Here is a 17,478-nt window from a genome sequence, read left to right on the forward strand (position 1 = left end):
CCATGACCGCGAATTCCGATTCGCCGCATTCGTATCCGCATCTGTTCGAGCCGCTCGACCTGGGCCACACCACCCTGCGCAACCGGGTGGTCATGGGTTCGATGCACACCGGCCTGGAAGATCGCGCCTGGGATACCAACCGGCTGGCCGCCTATTTCGCCGAGCGCGCCCGCGGCGGCGTGGGCCTGATCATCACCGGCGGCTACGCCCCCAACCGCGAGGGCTGGCTGCTGCCATTGGGCGCCAAACTCACCAACAAGACCGAGGCCTACCGGCATCGCGCGATCACCAGGGCCGTGCACGCCGAGGGCGGCAAGATCGCCCTGCAGATTCTGCACGCCGGGCGCTATGCCTATGTGCCGTTCAGTGTTTCGGCTTCCTCGATCAAGGCGCCGATCAACCCGTTCCGCCCTCGCAAACTCTCCGACCAGGGTGTCGAGCGCACCATCGAGGACTACGTGCGGTGTGCGCGGCTCGCGAAGTTCGCCGGATACGACGGTGTCGAGATCATGGGTGGCGAGGGATATCTGATCAACCAGTTCCTCGCGCCGCGCACCAACAAGCGCACCGATCGCTGGGGCGGGTCGGCGGAGAACCGGCGGCGCTTTCCGTTGGAGATCGTGCGCCGGATCCGGGCCGCGGTCGGCGCGGACTTCGTCATCGTGTTCCGGCTGTCGATGGCGGAATTCGTCGAACACGGCCAGACCGAACCCGAGATCCTGGCGCTGGCAACCGAATTGGAGACCGCGGGCGTCAGCATCATCAACACCGACATCGGCTGGCACGAGGCACGGGTGCCGACGATCGTCACCTCGGTGCCGCGCGCGGCCTTCGTCGAATTCACCGCGAAAATCACCGCGCGCGTGAACATTCCGGTCTGCGCCTCGAACCGGATCAACATGCCCGAGACCGCGGAGGAGATCCTCACCCGTGGCGACGCCGATCTGGTGTCGCTGGCCCGGCCGCTGCTGGCCGACCCGGAGTGGGCCGCCAAGGCCCGCGCCGCCCGCGACGACGAGATCAACACCTGTATCGCCTGCAACCAGGCCTGCCTGGACCACGCCTTCGTCCACAAGACCGTGTCCTGCCTGCTGAATCCGCGGGCCGGCCACGAAACCGAACTGCGCCTGCTGCCCACCCGGCGGATGCAGCGCATCGCGGTCGTGGGCGCGGGACCGGCGGGATTGTCGGCGGCGGTGAACCTCGCCGAACGCGGCCACAAGGTGGATCTGTTCGAAGCCGACGACAAGATCGGCGGACAGTTCGATATCGCGCGGCGGATTCCGGGCAAGGAGGAATTCAACGAGACGATCCGGTACTTCACCCGCAAGCTGGAACTCGCCGGGGTGCGGGTATTCCTGAACCGCCGGGTGAGCGCCGGTGAGTTGATCGAAGGCCGCTACGACCACGTGGTGCTCGCCACCGGCGTGCGCCCGCGTATCCCGAATATTCCGGGTATCGACCATCCGAAGGTGCTCACCTACGCCGAACTCGTGCGCGAGGAGAAGCCGGTCGGGAAGAAGGTCGCGGTGATCGGGGCGGGCGGAATCGGTTACGACGTCAGCGAATTCCTCACCGTCGAGGGGCATCCGGCGCGCAAGCTCGACGAATGGAAGCAGGAGTGGGGTGTCACCGCCGACGATCCGGAGGCTCCGGGGCAGCTGACCGTCGCGCGTCCCTCGCCCGCGCCCCGCGATGTCGTACTGCTGCAACGGAAGTCGACTCCATTCGGCAAGAGCCTGGGCAAGACCACCGGCTGGGTGCATCGTGCGGCGGTGAAGGCGAAGGGTGTCGAGCAGATCGGCGGCGTCAACTACGAACGCATCGACGACCGCGGGTTGCACATCAGTTTCGGTGACAAGCGGAATCGGCCCACCGTCATCGAATGTGACAACGTGATCCTGTGTGCCGGACAGGAATCGGTGCGCGATCTGGTCGATCCGCTGCGGCAGGCGGGGGTGCGCATCCATCTGATCGGCGGCGCCGATGTGGCAGCCGAACTCGATGCCAAGCGGGCCATCGATCAGGGCACCCGCCTGGCGGCGGCGCTGTAATGGCGATTCTCACCCGGCTGGGACTGCCCGGCGACGAGAAGTCGTGGGCCGCATTGGGTTTCGCGGTCGAGGGCGGGATGATGCGGATCGGGCGGATCTCCTGCACGCTCGGCGTCGGCACCGGCTGGGGATTCGAGGGGATCGAGTCCGACGCGGCGACACTGGGTGTGCCGGAGCTGCTGCACGACGTCGAGACCGAGACGGCCCATCCCAACGGGGTGACCTTCGTCGACCACGTCGTCTACTGGGTGCCGGATCTGGACGAATCCGTGACCGCGCTGAACGCCGTGCTGGGGATCGGCCCGCGACGGCGCTTCCACCCGCGTGGTCCGGACGGCCCCGAAATGGCGTTCTATCGGGTCGGCGAGGCGTTCCTGGAGGTCGTCGCCGCCCCGGCGAAGCGGCCCGCGCTGGTCGGCGTCGCCTTCGGCACTGCGGATCTCGATGCCACGGTGGCGGCGGTGCGTGCGGCCGGTGGCCCGGTCGGGGATCCGAAGCCGGCGGTGCAGGGTGGACGGATCGCCGGGGTCTGGCACGGGCATATCGACTGGGGGATCGCCTTCCTCGAGCCCAAGCCCCGCGGCGAGGGGAACTCCGGCGCCGCGGATGAGGGCACCCGGTAGGCTCGGCGACCGTGAGCTTGCCTGCACCCACCGCCGACAATCGTGCCGTCGTCACCGGAGCGTCCTCCGGGATCGGAACCGCTCTGGCCGAGGAGCTCGCCAAACGCGGCTATTCGGTCATCCTGGTCGCCCGGCGCGGCGACCTGCTCGCCGAGCTGGCACAGCGGCTGACCGACACCTACGGAGTGACCGCCGAGGTTCGCGCGGTGGACCTGTCCGATCGCGAACAGCGCGCACCGCTGGTGGCCGAGCTGGCCGGCCGGGAGATCGCCATCCTGTGCAACAACGCCGGTGTCGCCACCTTCGGCGCAGTCGCCGACCTGGACGCCGACGTCGAGCGCTCGGTGATGGAACTGAACGCGGTCGCGGTCCACGATCTGACCCTGGCGGTGCTGCCCGGCATGCTCGCCCGCGGCGGCGGCATCCTCATCACCGGTTCGGCGGCCGGGAACATGGCCATCCCCAACAACGCCACCTATGCCGCGACCAAGGCCTTCACCAACACCTTCTCCGAATCGCTGCGCGGCGAGCTGACCGGCAGCGGCGTGCATGTCACGCTGCTGGCGCCGGGCCCGGTGCGCACCGACAATCCCGACCAGGAAGAGGTCGGCAGCAAGATCCCGGACTTCATCTGGGTGTCGGCCGCCTACACCGCGAAAATCTCCATCGACGCCCTGGCGCGCAACAAGATGCGCGTCGTTCCCGGCCTGATCAGCAAGGGTATGAGCGTTGCCGGCCAGTACGCGCCGCGGGCGCTCACCGCGCCCATCGTCGGCTCGTTCTACAAGAAGCTGGCCGGCTGATCCGCAGGGTGTCAGGGCGGCGTCAAGATCGCGGCGCCGCTGGTCAAGACGGCGTATCGAGACGGTTCCGGCACCGTTGCGCGGCGTAGTCCTGAGAGTGACCCCCGCAGTCGAGGAGGAAAGCGGGGAACCACAGGAGACACGCCGTGACGTTGCTCGAGATGTTCCCGTCCTTACGTTCGGGGATGGCATCCCCGCGATTGGACACCACCGTGTGGCCGTACCGGACGCACTACGACGAACTGGGCCGCATCACCGTCGACGGGGTCGCCCTCGACGATGTCGCCGACCGCTACGGCACACCGACCTATGTGATCGGTGACAGCGAGATCCGCACCCGCTGCCGGTCGTACCGCAAACACTTCCCCGATGCCGAAATCGTCTACGCCGCAAAGGCTCTGCTGACTCGGACGATCGCGGCGCTGGTGGCCGAGGAAGGTCTCGGCATCGATGTGTGCTCGGCCGGCGAACTGGCGATCGCCCTGTCGGCCGGGGTGGACCCGCGTCGGATCATCCTGCACGGCAGCGGGAAACCGTTCGCCGAACTGGAATACGCGGTCGGCGCCGGCGTGGGGCGGATCGTGATCGACTCGCTTACCGAGGTGAGTCTGCTGGGCACGGTGGTCACACGGCCGCAGCAGGTTCTGCTGCGCCTGACACCCGATATCGACGTGCACGGACATCCGGCCGTCCGCACGGGGGTCAGCGATCAGAAATTCGGCTTCGGCCTGCACGACGAGACCACCGAGGAGGCGATCCGGACGATCATCGACCATCCCCTGCTCGATCTGCGCGGTTTCCACTGCCACCTCGGCTCGCAGATCCACACCCCCGACCATTACGGGGATGCGGTGCGACGGCTCGTCGCGCGGATGGCCGAGGTCCGGCACGACTACGGCGTCGTGCTGACCCAGCTCGATCTGGGCGGCGGGCATGCGGTGGCCTATCGCACGGGCGACGCGGAACTGAATCTCTCGGAGCTGGCCGACATCATCGACGACGCCCTGGACGCGGCGTGCGCGCGAAACCGCTTCCCCCGCCCGGTGATCGCGATGGAACCGGGCCGCGGCATCGTCGCTCGCGCCGGCGTGACGATCTATCGCGTCACCGCGATCAAGCATGTGCCGGGCGGACGAACGTTCGTGATCGTGGACGGCGGAATGAACGACAATCCGCGGGTCGCCCTCTACGGGGCGCGCTACGACGCGGTGGTGGCGAACCGGCATCCCACCGGACCGACCATCACCGCCACCGTGGCCGGACGCTACTGCGAAGCCGGTGACGTCCTCGCCGCCGATATCCGGTTACCCGCGGATCTGCACGTCGGTGAGTTGCTGGCGATTCCGTGCACCGGCGCCTACCACCACAGCCTGGCGTCGGCCTGCAACGGCGTCGGGCGGCCGCCGATCGTCGCGCTCCGTCACGGCAGGATGCGAGAGCTGGTGCGCCGCGAGACCGTGGCGGATCTGCTGCTGCGCGATCTCGGTTGAGTGGCACCTCCGCGCGCGGGCCGGTGACGCCTGCCCGGCGTCAGGGAGCGCTCAGCGCTTGCGGGTGCCGAAAAGGCTGCGGCTGATCTCGCGGCCCGCGGCCGAGGCCGCCGAACGCAGGAAACTCTTCACCGCCGGATTGCTCATGATCCGTTCCGCCGCCGAGACGTCCGGCTCCGGTGCACGCCCGCCGGAGCCCTGCGGCACCGCCTGCGGTTCCGGTTCGGCCGCAACCACTTTCGCGGCCAGCATCTCGTAGGCCGATTCCCGGTCCACGGTCCGGCCGTACTTCTCGAACAGCGGGCTCGACTGTGCGCGCGAGCGGATCCCGTCCTCGCCGATGGTGTTCATCAGCGACCGCGGCGGGCGCAGCCGGGTCCAGGCCACGGGCGTCGGCGCGCCCTGTTCGGACAGCACCGTCACGATCGCCTCACCGATCCCCAGCGTGGTGAGCGCGTTCTCGAGGTCGTAGGCCGCGGTCTTCGGATAGGTGCGCACCGTCTTCGACAACGCCTTCTGGTCGTCGGGGGTGAACGCGCGCAGCGCGTGCTGGATCCGCGCACCCAGTTGCGACAGCACCGCATTGGGCACGTCGGTGGGCAACTGCGTGCAGAAGAACACGCCGACCCCCTTGGAGCGGATCAGTTTCACCGTCTGCTCGACCTGTTCCAGGAACGCCTTGGACGCGTCGGCGAACAGCAGATGCGCTTCGTCGAAGATGAAGACCAGCTCGGGTTTGTCGACATCGCCGACCTCGGGCAGGGTCTGGAACAGATCGGCCAGCACCCACATCAGGAAGGTGGAGAACAGCACCGGCCGCGCCGCCTGCGATCCGAGTTCGAACAGCGTGATCACGCCCTGACCGCCGGCGGTCCGCAACAGATCGGCGGGGTCGAGTTCGGGCTCACCGAAGAAGGTGTCGCCGCCGTCGGCCTCCAAATTCACCAGCGCACGCAGGATCACCCCGGCCGTCGCGCCCGACACCCCGCCGATCCCCTTCAGATCCTCCTTCCCCTCCGGACTGGTCAGGTGCTGGATCACCGAACGCAGATCCTTCAGATCCAGCAGCGCCAGCCCCCGGGTGTCGGCCCAGTGGAAGATCAGGCCGAGGGTGGATTCCTGAGTGTCGTTGAGCCCCAGCACTTTACTGAGCAGCACCGGGCCGAACGAGGTGATGGTCGCGCGGATCGGGACGCCGATTCCCTCGGTGCCGAGGGAGACGAATTCGATCGGGAATCCGTGCGGCGCCCAGTCGGTATCGCCGGTCTGGGCGGCACGGGCGGCGAGTTTGTCGTTCGATTCGCCCTGCTGCGCCAACCCCGACAGATCGCCCTTCACATCGGCGAGCACCACCGGCACCCCCGCCGCGGACAGCTGTTCGGCGATGCCCTGCAGGGTCTTGGTCTTCCCGGTTCCGGTGGCGCCGGCGACGAGACCGTGACGGTTCAGCGTTCGCATCGGAATCCGGACCCGCGCGGCCGGATCGACCTCCCCGCCGACGACTACCGCACCCAGTTCCAGCGCGGCACCCTCGAAGTCGTAACCCGCCGCGATCTGCTGGGCGGCCGAATCCGTCTCGGCGGCAGCCATTTTCGGCTCCGGCGCCTGCTCCGCGGCGGCTTCGGCCTCGGCCGCCTCCGCCGCGGCCGCCGCCTCGGCCGCGACCCGGGCCGCTTCCTCGGCCGCCTTGCGCGCCGCCGCCGCCTTCGCCGCCTTGTCCTCGGAACTGGTCATCGCCGATCCTCCGTCGCCCTGCCCACCGCTGCCGACACCACTGGAATCACGCATATACCTGGGCAAACTGTAGCGGGATGTTTGCCGGAAAGCGGCCGCAACGGGCCGGACGGCACGCATCCGGTGCGGTCGGTCCGATTCGCACCGTCCGCGCACTAAGGTTGCCGGAGTGTCCGACAAACTGATGGTGTGGATGGATTGCGAGATGACCGGCCTGCGCCTGGACAGCGACAAGCTGATCGAGGTGGCCGCGCTCGTAACCGATAGCGATCTCAATATCCTCGGCGACGGCGTCGATATCGTCATCCACGCCGACGACGACGCGTTGGCGGCGATGCCGCCGGTGGTGCAGGAGATGCACGCCAAATCCGGCCTGACCGACGAGGTGCGACGCTCCACGGTCACCATGGAGGAGGCGCAACAGCGGGTTCTCGACTACGTGCGCGAGTGGGTTCCCACCCCCGGCACCGTGCCGCTCGCCGGCAATTCCATCGCCACCGACCGCGGCTTCATCGCCCGGGACATGCCCGAACTCGACGCCCACCTGCACTACCGGATGATCGACGTGAGCTCGATCAAGGAGCTGTGCCGGCGCTGGTATCCGCGCATCTACTTCGGTCAGCCGGAGAAGGGCCTGGCCCACCGCGCCCTCGCCGATATCGAGGAGTCCATCCGGGAGCTCCGGTATTACCGCCGGACCGCGTTCGTTGCCGCCCCCGGCCCCTCGACCGCCGAGATCGCCGAGATCGCCGCGCAGGTCAGCGCCGGTTTCACCGGTTCCGAGCCCCCCGCCGCACCCGCCGATTAGGTTTCCCGACGGTCTTCGCGCTACCATCTACCGCGCCGGTTGTTACCGGCAATGGTGACCGTAGTTCAGTTGGTAGAGCACCAGGTTGTGATCCTGGCTGTCGCGGGTTCGAGTCCCGTCGGTCACCCTGCAAGGGGCAGGTCCGGAAAAGATTCCGGACCTGCCCCTTCGTCATGAGTCGAGTCGTCGACTTTCCGTCCGGTCCGCCGACCCGATCGCGATGCGCGGACGTGGCGCGCCTCACGGTTACCGTTCAGTCCATCCGGTTGCCGGCCGACCCTGGTCGAGCGCGCACCGGTCGGACGGCTCATTCGATCAGTGTGGTGGGCCGGCAGGTGCGATCGTCTTCCGGGAAGTCCCCGTCCCGGAAGTAGCCGTTGGTCGTGTCGAGAATGCAGGTGCTCAAACCCGGACGCAGCACCATGTGGATCCTGGTGTCGGCCAACGTGATCAAGCGAGATCCCGCCATCTGCCGATGCAGTGCCAGTGAGTGCGCATGGGGCGTCCGGTTGTCGCCCGTGGCGGACAGGATCAGGGCGGGCACATCGTTGTCGACCACGGTGGGCGGTTCCACCGGCGGTGGCCAGAAGGCACAGGGCTGGATGTTGTCAGCCAGTGCGGCGAAGATCGGCTGAGTCGGGCGAGCCGCCTCGATCGCATTCCAGTACCACGCGGGATCGGCGGGCATCGGTGCGTCCGCACACCAGATCTGCACCATCACCGAATCTTCGTCGTGCTCGTAGTACTCGATCTGCTGGTGCAGCTGCGCGGGCACCGCGGGCGCGCGGCCCTCCGCCGCATCGGCAACGGCTCGCACCGATGCCGCCAGCGCCTCGTTCAATCGCGCATCCCGCAACATCGTCCACAGCAGATTCGGCAGGACATGATCGTCGAAGCCGAAGCCCTCGACCACGATCGGCGACCGCGCCGCACGATCGATGAGAGCCTCGACTCGCCGGCGTATCTCGGGAGCGGAAGCGCCGAGGTGGTACTGCCGATCGCGAGCCGCCATCCAGCCGGCCCAGTCGTCGAAGGCCGCTTCCACCGCCGGGCCCCAGTCCTGTTGTAAGCCGAGCCAGTAGCGCTGCGGATCGATGGCACTGTCGAGCACCATGCGGTCGGATCGGCCGGGGAACAACTGCGAGTAGACCGCGCCCAGATACGTGCCATAAGAGACGCCGTAATAGCTGATGCGGTCCTCGCCCAGTGCCGCACGGATCACGTCCATGTCGCGCGCGGTGTTGCGCGTGCTGAGCTGCCGCATCCAGGCCAGGTCACCGCCCACCAGACAGTCGGCGGCGAGCCGTGCCTGCAGGGCCGTTTCGGTGACGAAGCCCGGTAATCCGATACCTGCCGAGCGGATCGGGGTGGCGACCGGCCAGCCGCATCGCTGGTGCCGCCCGGAGTGGGCGACGCCACGCGGATCGAATCCGATCAGGTCGTAGCGGCTCAGCACATCCGGTTCGAGAACATCACCGACGAGTTCGAACGCATCGAGCCCCGGCGTACCGGGTCCGCCCGAATTGGTCAGCAGCACACCGCGACGGTGTGCTGTATCGCTCGCCGGGATCCGCGAGACCGCGATACTGATGATAGGCCCGTCCGGACTGCCGTAATCGAGTGGCACCGCGACATCCGCGCAGACAGCACCCTCTGCTACCAGGGCCGCATCGTCGCATACACTCCAGTCGAGACGTTGCCGATGAAAGCGCGCCAGCGGGTCTGCGGGTTCCGCGACCGCGATACCGGAAGCGGAGGCCATCGTCACCGCGAGTACGGCAACGATCACCGACGCGACAGCCCCGCCGACCTCTCGCAGCCGACCACGAGAACGACGACCCCCAGGGGTCGTGACCGCGTACCGCTCTACACCACCCATGAGGACCTGACCCTTCAGCACGCCGAGACCGAATCACACGGGAGCCACCGCCAACCACGCAGCGGAGCGGCGATCGCCCCGGAAGAGCCACGAACACAGGCGATTTCGGGGAGCCGGAGTGTTGTGCGCCTCGGCCCCGGATTTCGCGGGAGTGGATTGGCGGAAGCCAGTGTAGCGTCCGATCACCGCGTGGAGCCCGAACGACGAGCGGGCCTTCCGGATATCCGGAAGGCCCGCTCGTCTCGCCGTCGTCAGCGGTTGGTGTCGGCGTTGCCCGCCTTCCATTCCGCCCACGGGATATTCCAGTCGCCGAGTCCGTCGACGCCGGACAGGGTGTCACCGACGGTGTTCTTGACGATCGCGATATCGCCGCGTTTGGCGTTCTCGTACACCCAGCGGGCATCGGCCGGGCTCAGGTTGAGGCAGCCGTGGCTGGTGTTCGAATAGCCCTGCTGACCGACCGACCACGGCGCCGAATGCATGAAGATACCGCTGTAGGACATGCGCGTCGCCCAGTCGACCGGGGTCCGATATCCGTTGGGGCCGGTGGCGGCGACACCGTAGGTGGACGAATCCATGATCATGTGGTCGAACTGGTCGCCGATGATGTAGATGCCGTTCTGGGTGGGCGTGGAATCCTTGCCCATCGAGGTCGGCATGGTTCGTATCACCTGGCCGTTGCGTTCGACGGTGACCATCTTGGTGTTGTCGTCGGCGGTGAAGACCATCGGATCGCCGATGGTGAAGCTGGAATGGATATCGGAGTCACCGACCAGCCCGCCACCCAGATCGCGGCCGTAGGTGTTCACGTCGACCGCGACACTGGTTCCCGGGGCCCAGAAATGCTCGGGGCGCCAACGCACTTCGCGATTGTTCACCCAATAGAACGCGCCTTCCACCGCCGGTGTCGTGGTGATCTTGATCGCATCCTGCGCGGCGCGTCGATCCGGGATGTTCTCGTCGAACTGGATCGCGACCGGCTGACCGATTCCGACCACCGCGTTCTCACCGGGCAGCAACCACGGATGCGTCTTGTTGCGCGGTGCGAGAGTGGTGAAACTGATTGTCGTCGAGGTGGTGCCGCCGATTCCGACCGCATCGGCCTGCAGGCGATACGTGCGGTCGAAGCCGAGTTGTTCGGTCAGTTGCCACGAGGTTCCGTCGGGGGCGATCTGCCCCGCCACCGGATTGCCCTCGGGTGTGAGCAACGTGACAGCGGTCAATTTCCCGTTGTCCACCTTCACCGGAATCGGATCGCCCGGCGGCACCCCGACCGCCCCGTCGGCGACCGGCGTCAGCACCTTCGGTTTGACCAGGTCGATGGCCGAAGCCGCCTCGATCGCCGGTCCGTTGTTCGCGGCCCCGGAATCACTGCATCCGGTCACCGCGAGCGCGAGCATCGACATCACGCCCAACCACGCCGCCGGCGCTCTCATTCGCCGCGAGCCTCGACGTCCGCCCATGTGCAACCCCGTTTCATGCCTCGTACGCAACCGGGAAAACCGGCCACGCTGCTCAACCCACCACGCATGCGGGGATCGGTCGAGACCACGCCCACCTATTCTGCCAGGTGGAAGGGTCGCAACCGGTTGAACACGACGCGCCGGCCCCGCACACTCTCGTCCGATTCATCCCTTCCGGCCCGCCAACCGTTACCGCATTCATCCAAGATCACGATGCCTTCTCGAATAGCCTTTGAACAGGCGATTTCACTTTCCGCGCACCCAACTGTTATGGTTTCTCCCGCACCGGAACGGAGCCCACAGCCCGATCCGGAGGTCCAAGCGCCATTAGCTCAATTGGCAGAGCAGCTGACTCTTAATCAGCGGGTTCGGGGTTCGAGTCCCTGATGGCGCACTCCACGAAGACCCCTGACCAGGATTGCCGGTCAGGGGTCTTCTGCGTTCCGGTCCGGACGATCCGCGAATTCCAGTCGGTCACAACGGGATTCCACACGCTGTTGCACCCGCGCTGCGGCCCCGAGACGCCGGGCTCGATCAGCCGATCGGTGGTGCCAGATATTCCAGCGCGTAACCGGAGCCGGCGGGGATTACGCGGGCGATGCCGGGTGAGTCGAGGTGGGCGCCGGCGACGAAATGACGTGGCCGGGTCAGTTGTTCGAGGAGGGCCGCCCGCGCAGCGCGGGCCTGGGACTGGTTGCCGTCGAGCTCCCAGGAGACCTTCGGCCGATCGAACTGGAGGGCCGGGACGTGGACCGTGTCGCCCCAGACGAGAAGGTGGGCGGTGCCACTGCTGACGTCGTAGACGGTGTGACCGGGGGTGTGACCCGGTGTCGGGATCGCGGTGACCCAATCGTTGATCGCGATTTTCTCCGACACGGGGACGACCCGGTCCCGGATCGGCGCCAGCCGACCCGTGAACACCGACGTGTCGCCCGCGCCGATCCACACACGTTCGAGTTCGGCGAACGCCTCCGTGCCGTCCGGCGCGATCAGACCGCTCACGTGGTCTTCGTGGTCGTGGGTGATGGCCACATCGGTGACCTGCGCCCGGTCGATTCCCGCCTCGTCGAGCGCGTCGTAGATCAACCCCATGGTGGGGTCGTGCCACGCATCGGACGCGCCGGTGTCGATGAGAACCGACCGCGTGCCGTCGGTGACGAAGAAGGCATTGACCGCCAGCCTCACATTGTCGCCGACCAGCGGCACGGCGGCCGGCAGCTCCTCGAGCGGGCACCCGTTCTCGTCGCGGAGCCGGCTCGTCGGCATGTCGATGTATCCGTCTCGCAGCGAAATCACTTGCAGATCACCGAATTCGAACGTGGCATGGAGCCTGCCACTCGAAACCACACGCATAAGACCTCCGTCGTGTCACGCGGATCGCGTAAATCTTCTATAGAAGATGTATTCTTCTATAGAAGAAACATACACTGTGCACGGCGAGATACCCATCGATCGAGGAGCACGGTGGTCGAGCAAGAGGCAAAGGTGACCGGACCACACCGCGATGACGACCCTGCCGGCGTGTTCGGCGGCAATGTGCGGCGACGCCGCGAGGAGGCGGGGCTGACGCTGGAGCAGTTGTCGACACAGTCGTCGGTCAGCCGGGCGATGTTGTCCAAGGTCGAACGGGGTGAGAAGAGCCCGACGATCGGCGTCGCCTCCAGAATCGCCCACGCGCTCGACGCGTCGCTCTCGGACCTGGTCGGCGGGTCGGCAGCTGCCGCATCCGGCGGGGCCGTCGTCCTGCGCAAGAGCGATCGCCCGGTTTTCCGCGACCCGGAAACCGGCTTCGAACGACACATGGTGTCCGCGGCTCCGGGCGCGGGAACAGGCGAGATGATCGTCCACCACCTCCCCGCACAGGTCTCCACCGGGCTGCTGCCCGCGTATCCGCCGGGTACCGAGAAGCAACTCGTGGTGCTCGACGGCGCCCTCACCGTGTTGATCGGCGGGATCAGCGAAACCCTGAACACGGGCGACTCCCTGTTCTTCCAGGCCGACGCGGACCACGGCTTCGCCAACCGGACGAACGCTCCCTGCGAATACATCATGGTCATCTCGCGCAGAACCTGATCGGCCGCCGATCCTCCCACCACCGAGAAGGCAGCGTCCGGCCTGTCGCGCAGGGTGGAGGACAATCGTCTCTCCCGGTTCGGCCGACGAGAGGACACCGATATGGACCGGTGGCGGCGGGAGGCCCTGCGGTCGGCCAACAGCGGACTGCGTAACCAGGTCGAGCGGTTGCTCGATTCCTACGAGCAACAGCACTCCCGGCTCGCGGAGATCAATCAGCAGCTGGAAAAGGTTCGGGTGCAAGCCGATTCCGCCGACAGCTCGGTCACAGCGACCGTCGACGCCGGTGGCGTTCTCACCGATCTGTCGCTGTCGGCCGCCGCGCTGCGCAAGCCGGCGGCGGAACTCGTCCGCACCATCGTGGAGGCGACACAGGAGGCCGCCCACCGGGCTCGCAGGCAGAGCGAGGCCGCCGCGGCGTCGGTCGCGGCCGACCTGGACGACCAACCCGACCTCCCCGACATCCTGGATGAGTCGCCGATGCTCCGGGACATCCGCGAATTCTTCCGGGGAACCGACACGTCGGCGGGCGGGACTTCGCCATAGCCGAGTCCGGCAGACCACGGAACCGTTGACCGGCTCACAAGTGCGCTGGGCCGATCATGCCGACTATCGACCGGAGTGGATCCTCTGATTCGGCTCGGCGGGGACGTGGCTAGGCTCGTGGGCAATTCGCTCGCGATCGGGAACCGATATGGCCGACTACGCACATACCGACCACGCCAGTAAGGGCCGCGCCGAGAAGGCGCGACGGCTCGCGGCCTATCTGTGGCAGCGCGGAATCTCCGGCGCCGAACTCGCGACGATCCCGGCAGCCACGCGCCGCAAACTCGCGCGGGCCGCCGATACCAATCCGCCCAGCACCGACGAAACGTGGGCGCTGGTCGCGCGGCTGCTCGACGAGAAGGACGGGTGGGCCGCCCGCAACCCGAATCATCCTGCCGCACAACGTGATCACACGGACGAGAAGATCCTGTGGATCAAGCCGCCGGTGACGCCCTGGCTCGCCGACGACGGAAAACCGGCCCCCTGAACCACCGGTCCGACGCGCTCGCACGCCGCAACCCCTACTTCCTCCCTCGATCGGCAACCGGCGGCACCCCTTGACAGCAAGAAGTGAACTGGAGTTCACTTCTTGGGTGACCGACGACGCGCACCACTCCGGAACCCGGCCCGCGGCCTGGCGCGAGGACCTGACCAGCGGCGAGGACTCGCTGTTCACCGACCGACCCGAACCGGAGCAGGACCCGGCCTACCGCACCCTCACCTACGAGGTGACCGGCCGGATCGCACGCATCACCTTCGACCGGCCCGAGCACGGCAATGCCATCACCGCCGATACTCCGATCGAACTCGCGCACGCGGTCGAGCGCGCGGATCTGGATCCGCGCGTGCACGTGATGGTGGTTTCCGGGCGCGGCAAGGGATTCTGCGGCGGCTACGACCTCTCGATCTTCGCGGAGAACGGCCTGTCTCCCACCGTGTCGGCCCAGCCCACGACCGGAACCGTTCTCGACCCGGTGGTGCAGGCGCGCAACCACAACCCTTGGGGCACTTGGGATCCCATGGTCGACTATCAGATGATGAGCCGGTTCAACCGCGGCTTCTCCAGCCTGCTGCACGCGAACAAGCCGACGGTCGCCAAACTGCACGGATTCGCCGTCGCCGGCGGAACGGATATCGCCCTGTTCTGCGATCAGATCATCTGCGCCGACGACACCAAGATCGGCTACCCACCCACACGCGTGTGGGGCATTCCGGCGGCCGGTATGTGGGCGCACCGGCTCGGCGACCAGCGCGCCAAGCGGCTGCTGTTCACCGGCGACTGCCTCAGCGGCAAGCAGGCCGAGGAGTGGGGCCTGGCCGTGGAGTCCTGTCCGGCGGACGAGCTCGACGAACGCACCGAGCAACTGCTGGAACGGATTTCGCGCATGCCGATCAATCAGCTGATCATGGCGAAATTGGCACTCAACAGCTCACTGCTGGCCCAGGGCGTCGCGAATTCGGGAATGGTGAGCACCGTCTTCGACGGCGTCTCCCGGCACACGCGCGAAGGCTATGCGTTCCAATTGCGCTCGGCCACAGTCGGCTTCCGGGAAGCGGTGCGTGAACGCGACGAACCGTTCGGCGACTGGAAGCGGGCGCAATTCGACCGGTCGGATGGCACCGAAGACAGGTGAATCCGCGGCCTGGACGAAACAACCCGAGCATCGAACCGGCCGCGACGACTTCGGAGCCTCGGTATCGGAAACTCGGACGACCGTCCGGCGTGCGCCTCAATCCGCGTGCGCAGCGCCACCGATCGCCGACGGCATATCCGATTCGCTCTCGGCACGCGCGCTCACTTTGTCCGCCAGCGATCGCAACGCCCGCGCCTCCGCGTCGGTCAGCTGGTCGACGAACAGCCGCCGCACCAATTCGACATGCCGGGGCGCGGCCTTTTCGAGCGCCCGGCGACCGGAGTCGGTGAGACAGATCAGCCGGCCGCGCGCGTCGTCGGCGGCCGGACTCCGCACCACCAGCCCGCGCTTGTCCATCCGCGCCAGATGCTTCGACAGCCGGCTCTTGTCCCAGCAGATCTGCGCGGCGAGGTCGCGGGCACGCACACTCCCCTCGCGCGCGTCTGACAGTGCCACCAGAATTTCGTAATCGGAGACCGACAGCCCGTCGCTCGCGAGTCCGGCGGCCATCGCGGCGTCGAGACGCTGACGCAGCCGGATGTACGCGGACCAGGTCCGTTGCTCCTGTTCGTCCAGCCACCGCACCATGGGAATGATCCTACCGAGTAATTGGTTGACATGGACACCAACCGGCCTAGGAGGACACCATGCCCGCGATCACCGTCGACGACATCCTGGTGCTGCCGCGACTGCCCCGACCGGAGCAGACCATGCGGCAGCGGCCGGTCCGGACCGTGACGACCGCCCACAAACAACTCGAGGGCGCCGGATTCGAGGTGCGCCGGCCCTTCCCGAGCCTCGATGTGCGCACCGCGGATCCGTTCATCCTGCTCGACCACATGGGCCCGGTCGCCTACGAGCCCTACCAGGCCAAGGGCGCCCCGTGGCATCCGCACCGCGGTTTCGAAACCGTCACGTACATGATCGACGGCACCATGGTCCACCACGATTCCAACGGCGGCGGCGGAACGATCGCCGAGGGCGACACCCAATGGATGACCGCCGGCTCGGGCATCCTGCACGACGAACTTCCCGCCGAGGACCTGGTGATCTCCGGCGGCGTCTTCCACGGCGTGCAGCTGTGGGTCAACCTGCCGCGGTCGCTGAAAATGGCGGACCCGCGCTACCAGGATCTGCGCGCGAGCGAATTGACACTGGTCACCTCCCACGACGGCGGCGCACTCGTGCGCATCATCGCCGGAAATGTCGGCGGATACGAGGGTCCCGGCTCGACCTATACGCCCATCGCCTACGCGCACGCCTCGATCAGCCCCGGCGCGCGGCTGGAAACGCCGTGGCCGCAGGAGTTCACCGCGATGGCGTACGTGCTGGCCGGCAGCGGCACTGTCGGCGACGAAGGCCGCACCCTCACCGAGGGGCAACTGGCGGTACTCGGCCACGGCGAGGCCGTCGCGCTGACCGCCGACGACCACCAGGACGGACCCACCGGTCAATTCGAGGTACTACTGCTGGGCGGCGCGCCCATTCGTGAACCGGTCGTGCAATACGGGCCGTTCGTGATGAATTCCAAACAGGAAATCATCGACGCCATAACGGATTTCGAGGCCGGACGAATGGGACATATTCCGGCGGAACATATGACGGGCCGCCGCCTGGGTGAATAAGCGGCTCTCGGCCGTGCGGTTGACAACGGCGGTCGCCATCAGAACAGTAGACTCGGCGGTTCCGGCCCTGCCACCGCGGGGAGTGCGGCCGGTCCGCCGTATCAACCGCAGCTGACATCGAGGAATACATGAACGTTCGCAGGCTAATCGTGACCGGCGCGGGCTTGATCACCCTCGCCGCCCCGATCGTCCTCACCGCCCCGTCCGCCATGGCCGACGGTTTCGTTCCCACCGGTTCCGCCGGTACCGGATCGTCGGGTATCGACGATGCCATCGGTGCCACCGGCTCGGCGGGGCTGACCCAGACGGGTTCGGCGGGAGGCACGTTCAAGAATTGTGACGAGGCCCGGGCGGCGGGTCGTGCTCCGCTGTTCCGTGGTGAGCCCGGCTATTCGCCGCACCTGGATCCCGACGGCACCGGTATGGCCTGCCCGACCGTCTGATCCCCGCGGCACTGGCCGTAGACGAAAAGAACCCGGTGTGACACTGTGTCACACCGGGTTCCGTCGTTTCTGTGGCGTCAGCGGCGGAAGATCTTGATCAGCACCAGCACGCCGACCAGAGCGCCCGCGCCGATCAGGCTGTACTTCACCTTCGGCTCGTTCACCTTCGCCACCACGGCCCTCTTCGTGTTGTCGGCGATCCGCTGCGGGTCCGCCCGCACCGCGAGCTCGTCGAGTGTGCCCGCGAGCCGATTGCGCGCGGCTTCGATCTCCCGCTCGATGTGCTCGGTATCCCTCGCCACA

General features: G+C 67.2%; 17 protein-coding genes and 2 tRNA genes. 13 read left to right on the forward strand and 6 right to left on the reverse strand.

Annotated features, from left to right (window positions below):
* The first annotated feature begins 2 nt into the window (after positions 1 to 2).
* From ACPCUW_RS28510 to lysA, 4 genes are all read left to right on the forward strand, one after another.
* Positions 3 to 2,054: an FAD-dependent oxidoreductase gene (locus ACPCUW_RS28510; protein ID WP_423428220.1), complete on the forward strand. Its 2,052-nt coding sequence runs from the start codon at positions 3 to 5 to the stop codon at positions 2,052 to 2,054.
* Positions 2,054 to 2,677 (forward strand): VOC family protein, encoded by a 624-nt coding sequence (locus ACPCUW_RS28515; protein ID WP_423428222.1) that lies wholly within the window; start codon positions 2,054 to 2,056, stop codon positions 2,675 to 2,677. Before ACPCUW_RS28510 ends, ACPCUW_RS28515 begins: the two co-directional genes overlap by 1 nt.
* A gap of 11 nt (positions 2,678 to 2,688) precedes the next feature.
* A complete protein-coding gene (gene cmrA, locus ACPCUW_RS28520) occupies positions 2,689 to 3,480 on the forward strand; it encodes a mycolate reductase (protein WP_063015350.1) in 792 nt (263 codons plus the stop codon).
* A gap of 146 nt (positions 3,481 to 3,626) precedes the next feature.
* The gene (gene lysA / locus ACPCUW_RS28525) at positions 3,627 to 4,970 is read left to right on the forward strand and encodes a diaminopimelate decarboxylase (protein WP_423428224.1); all 1,344 of its coding nucleotides are present in this window, start codon (positions 3,627 to 3,629) and stop codon (positions 4,968 to 4,970) included.
* Between the two features lie 51 nt (positions 4,971 to 5,021).
* Here the strand turns inward: lysA and ACPCUW_RS28530 are convergent, their stop codons facing one another.
* Positions 5,022 to 6,704, reverse strand: coding sequence for a helicase HerA-like domain-containing protein (locus ACPCUW_RS28530; RefSeq protein WP_423428226.1), 1,683 nt, complete (start codon positions 6,702 to 6,704; stop codon positions 5,022 to 5,024).
* Positions 6,705 to 6,873: 169 nt separating this feature from the next.
* On the opposite strand from ACPCUW_RS28530, the gene orn reads away from it, so the two are divergent.
* Positions 6,874 to 7,512: an oligoribonuclease gene (orn, locus tag ACPCUW_RS28535; RefSeq protein WP_423428227.1), complete on the forward strand. Its 639-nt coding sequence runs from the start codon at positions 6,874 to 6,876 to the stop codon at positions 7,510 to 7,512.
* A 54-nt stretch (positions 7,513 to 7,566) separates the two neighbouring features.
* Positions 7,567 to 7,639, forward strand: a tRNA-His gene (locus ACPCUW_RS28540).
* A gap of 180 nt (positions 7,640 to 7,819) precedes the next feature.
* Here ACPCUW_RS28540 and ACPCUW_RS28545 read toward each other — a convergent pair.
* Positions 7,820 to 9,049 carry an alpha/beta fold hydrolase gene (locus ACPCUW_RS28545; RefSeq protein WP_423428228.1) on the reverse strand — a complete coding sequence of 410 codons (1,230 nt, stop codon included), beginning with the start codon at positions 9,047 to 9,049 and terminating at the stop codon, positions 7,820 to 7,822.
* A 593-nt stretch (positions 9,050 to 9,642) separates the two neighbouring features.
* Positions 9,643 to 10,827: a L,D-transpeptidase gene (locus ACPCUW_RS28550; RefSeq protein WP_063015346.1), complete on the reverse strand. Its 1,185-nt coding sequence runs from the start codon at positions 10,825 to 10,827 to the stop codon at positions 9,643 to 9,645.
* A 348-nt stretch (positions 10,828 to 11,175) separates the two neighbouring features.
* On the opposite strand from ACPCUW_RS28550, the gene ACPCUW_RS28555 reads away from it, so the two are divergent.
* A tRNA-Lys gene (locus tag ACPCUW_RS28555) sits at positions 11,176 to 11,248 on the forward strand.
* Positions 11,249 to 11,388: 140 nt separating this feature from the next.
* Here the strand turns inward: ACPCUW_RS28555 and ACPCUW_RS28560 are convergent.
* Positions 11,389 to 12,207: an MBL fold metallo-hydrolase gene (locus ACPCUW_RS28560; protein ID WP_423428230.1), complete on the reverse strand. Its 819-nt coding sequence runs from the start codon at positions 12,205 to 12,207 to the stop codon at positions 11,389 to 11,391.
* Between the two features lie 111 nt (positions 12,208 to 12,318).
* Here ACPCUW_RS28560 and ACPCUW_RS28565 point away from each other — a divergent pair, with 111 nt between their 5' ends.
* The 4 genes from ACPCUW_RS28565 (at position 12,319) to ACPCUW_RS28580 (ending at position 15,107) form a co-directional block, all read left to right on the forward strand.
* Complete coding sequence (locus ACPCUW_RS28565; RefSeq protein WP_423428232.1) at positions 12,319 to 12,927, forward strand: helix-turn-helix domain-containing protein; 609 nt, start codon at positions 12,319 to 12,321, stop codon at positions 12,925 to 12,927.
* 102 nt (positions 12,928 to 13,029) lie between these two features.
* Positions 13,030 to 13,473 carry a YbaB/EbfC family nucleoid-associated protein gene (locus ACPCUW_RS28570; protein ID WP_423428234.1) on the forward strand — a complete coding sequence of 148 codons (444 nt, stop codon included), beginning with the start codon at positions 13,030 to 13,032 and terminating at the stop codon, positions 13,471 to 13,473.
* Positions 13,474 to 13,621: 148 nt separating this feature from the next.
* Entirely contained in the window at positions 13,622 to 13,960 is a 339-nt protein-coding gene (locus ACPCUW_RS28575; protein ID WP_030517823.1) for a hypothetical protein, read from the forward strand.
* Between the two features lie 106 nt (positions 13,961 to 14,066).
* The gene (locus tag ACPCUW_RS28580; RefSeq protein ID WP_423428235.1) at positions 14,067 to 15,107 is read left to right on the forward strand and encodes a crotonase/enoyl-CoA hydratase family protein; all 1,041 of its coding nucleotides are present in this window, start codon (positions 14,067 to 14,069) and stop codon (positions 15,105 to 15,107) included.
* A 96-nt stretch (positions 15,108 to 15,203) separates the two neighbouring features.
* Here the strand turns inward: ACPCUW_RS28580 and ACPCUW_RS28585 are convergent, their stop codons facing one another.
* On the reverse strand, positions 15,204 to 15,695 hold the full coding sequence (locus tag ACPCUW_RS28585) for a MarR family winged helix-turn-helix transcriptional regulator (RefSeq protein WP_423428236.1): 492 nt from the start codon (positions 15,693 to 15,695) through the stop codon (positions 15,204 to 15,206).
* A 59-nt stretch (positions 15,696 to 15,754) separates the two neighbouring features.
* Here ACPCUW_RS28585 and ACPCUW_RS28590 point away from each other — a divergent pair, with 59 nt between their 5' ends.
* Together ACPCUW_RS28590 and ACPCUW_RS28595 are read left to right on the forward strand one after the other, a co-directional pair.
* Positions 15,755 to 16,732, forward strand: coding sequence for a pirin family protein (locus ACPCUW_RS28590; RefSeq protein ID WP_064906417.1), 978 nt, complete (start codon positions 15,755 to 15,757; stop codon positions 16,730 to 16,732).
* 128 nt (positions 16,733 to 16,860) lie between these two features.
* Positions 16,861 to 17,175, forward strand: coding sequence for an excalibur calcium-binding domain-containing protein (locus tag ACPCUW_RS28595; protein WP_063015339.1), 315 nt, complete (start codon positions 16,861 to 16,863; stop codon positions 17,173 to 17,175).
* Between the two features lie 77 nt (positions 17,176 to 17,252).
* Here ACPCUW_RS28595 and ACPCUW_RS28600 read toward each other — a convergent pair whose 3' ends face one another.
* Positions 17,253 to 17,477: a DUF3618 domain-containing protein gene (locus tag ACPCUW_RS28600; protein WP_030517930.1), complete on the reverse strand. Its 225-nt coding sequence runs from the start codon at positions 17,475 to 17,477 to the stop codon at positions 17,253 to 17,255.
* Between the last annotated feature and the right edge of the window lies 1 nt (position 17,478).

Source organism: Nocardia sp. AB354, from assembly GCF_049538315.1.
Classification (GTDB): Bacteria; Actinomycetota; Actinomycetes; order Mycobacteriales; family Mycobacteriaceae; genus Nocardia; species Nocardia nova.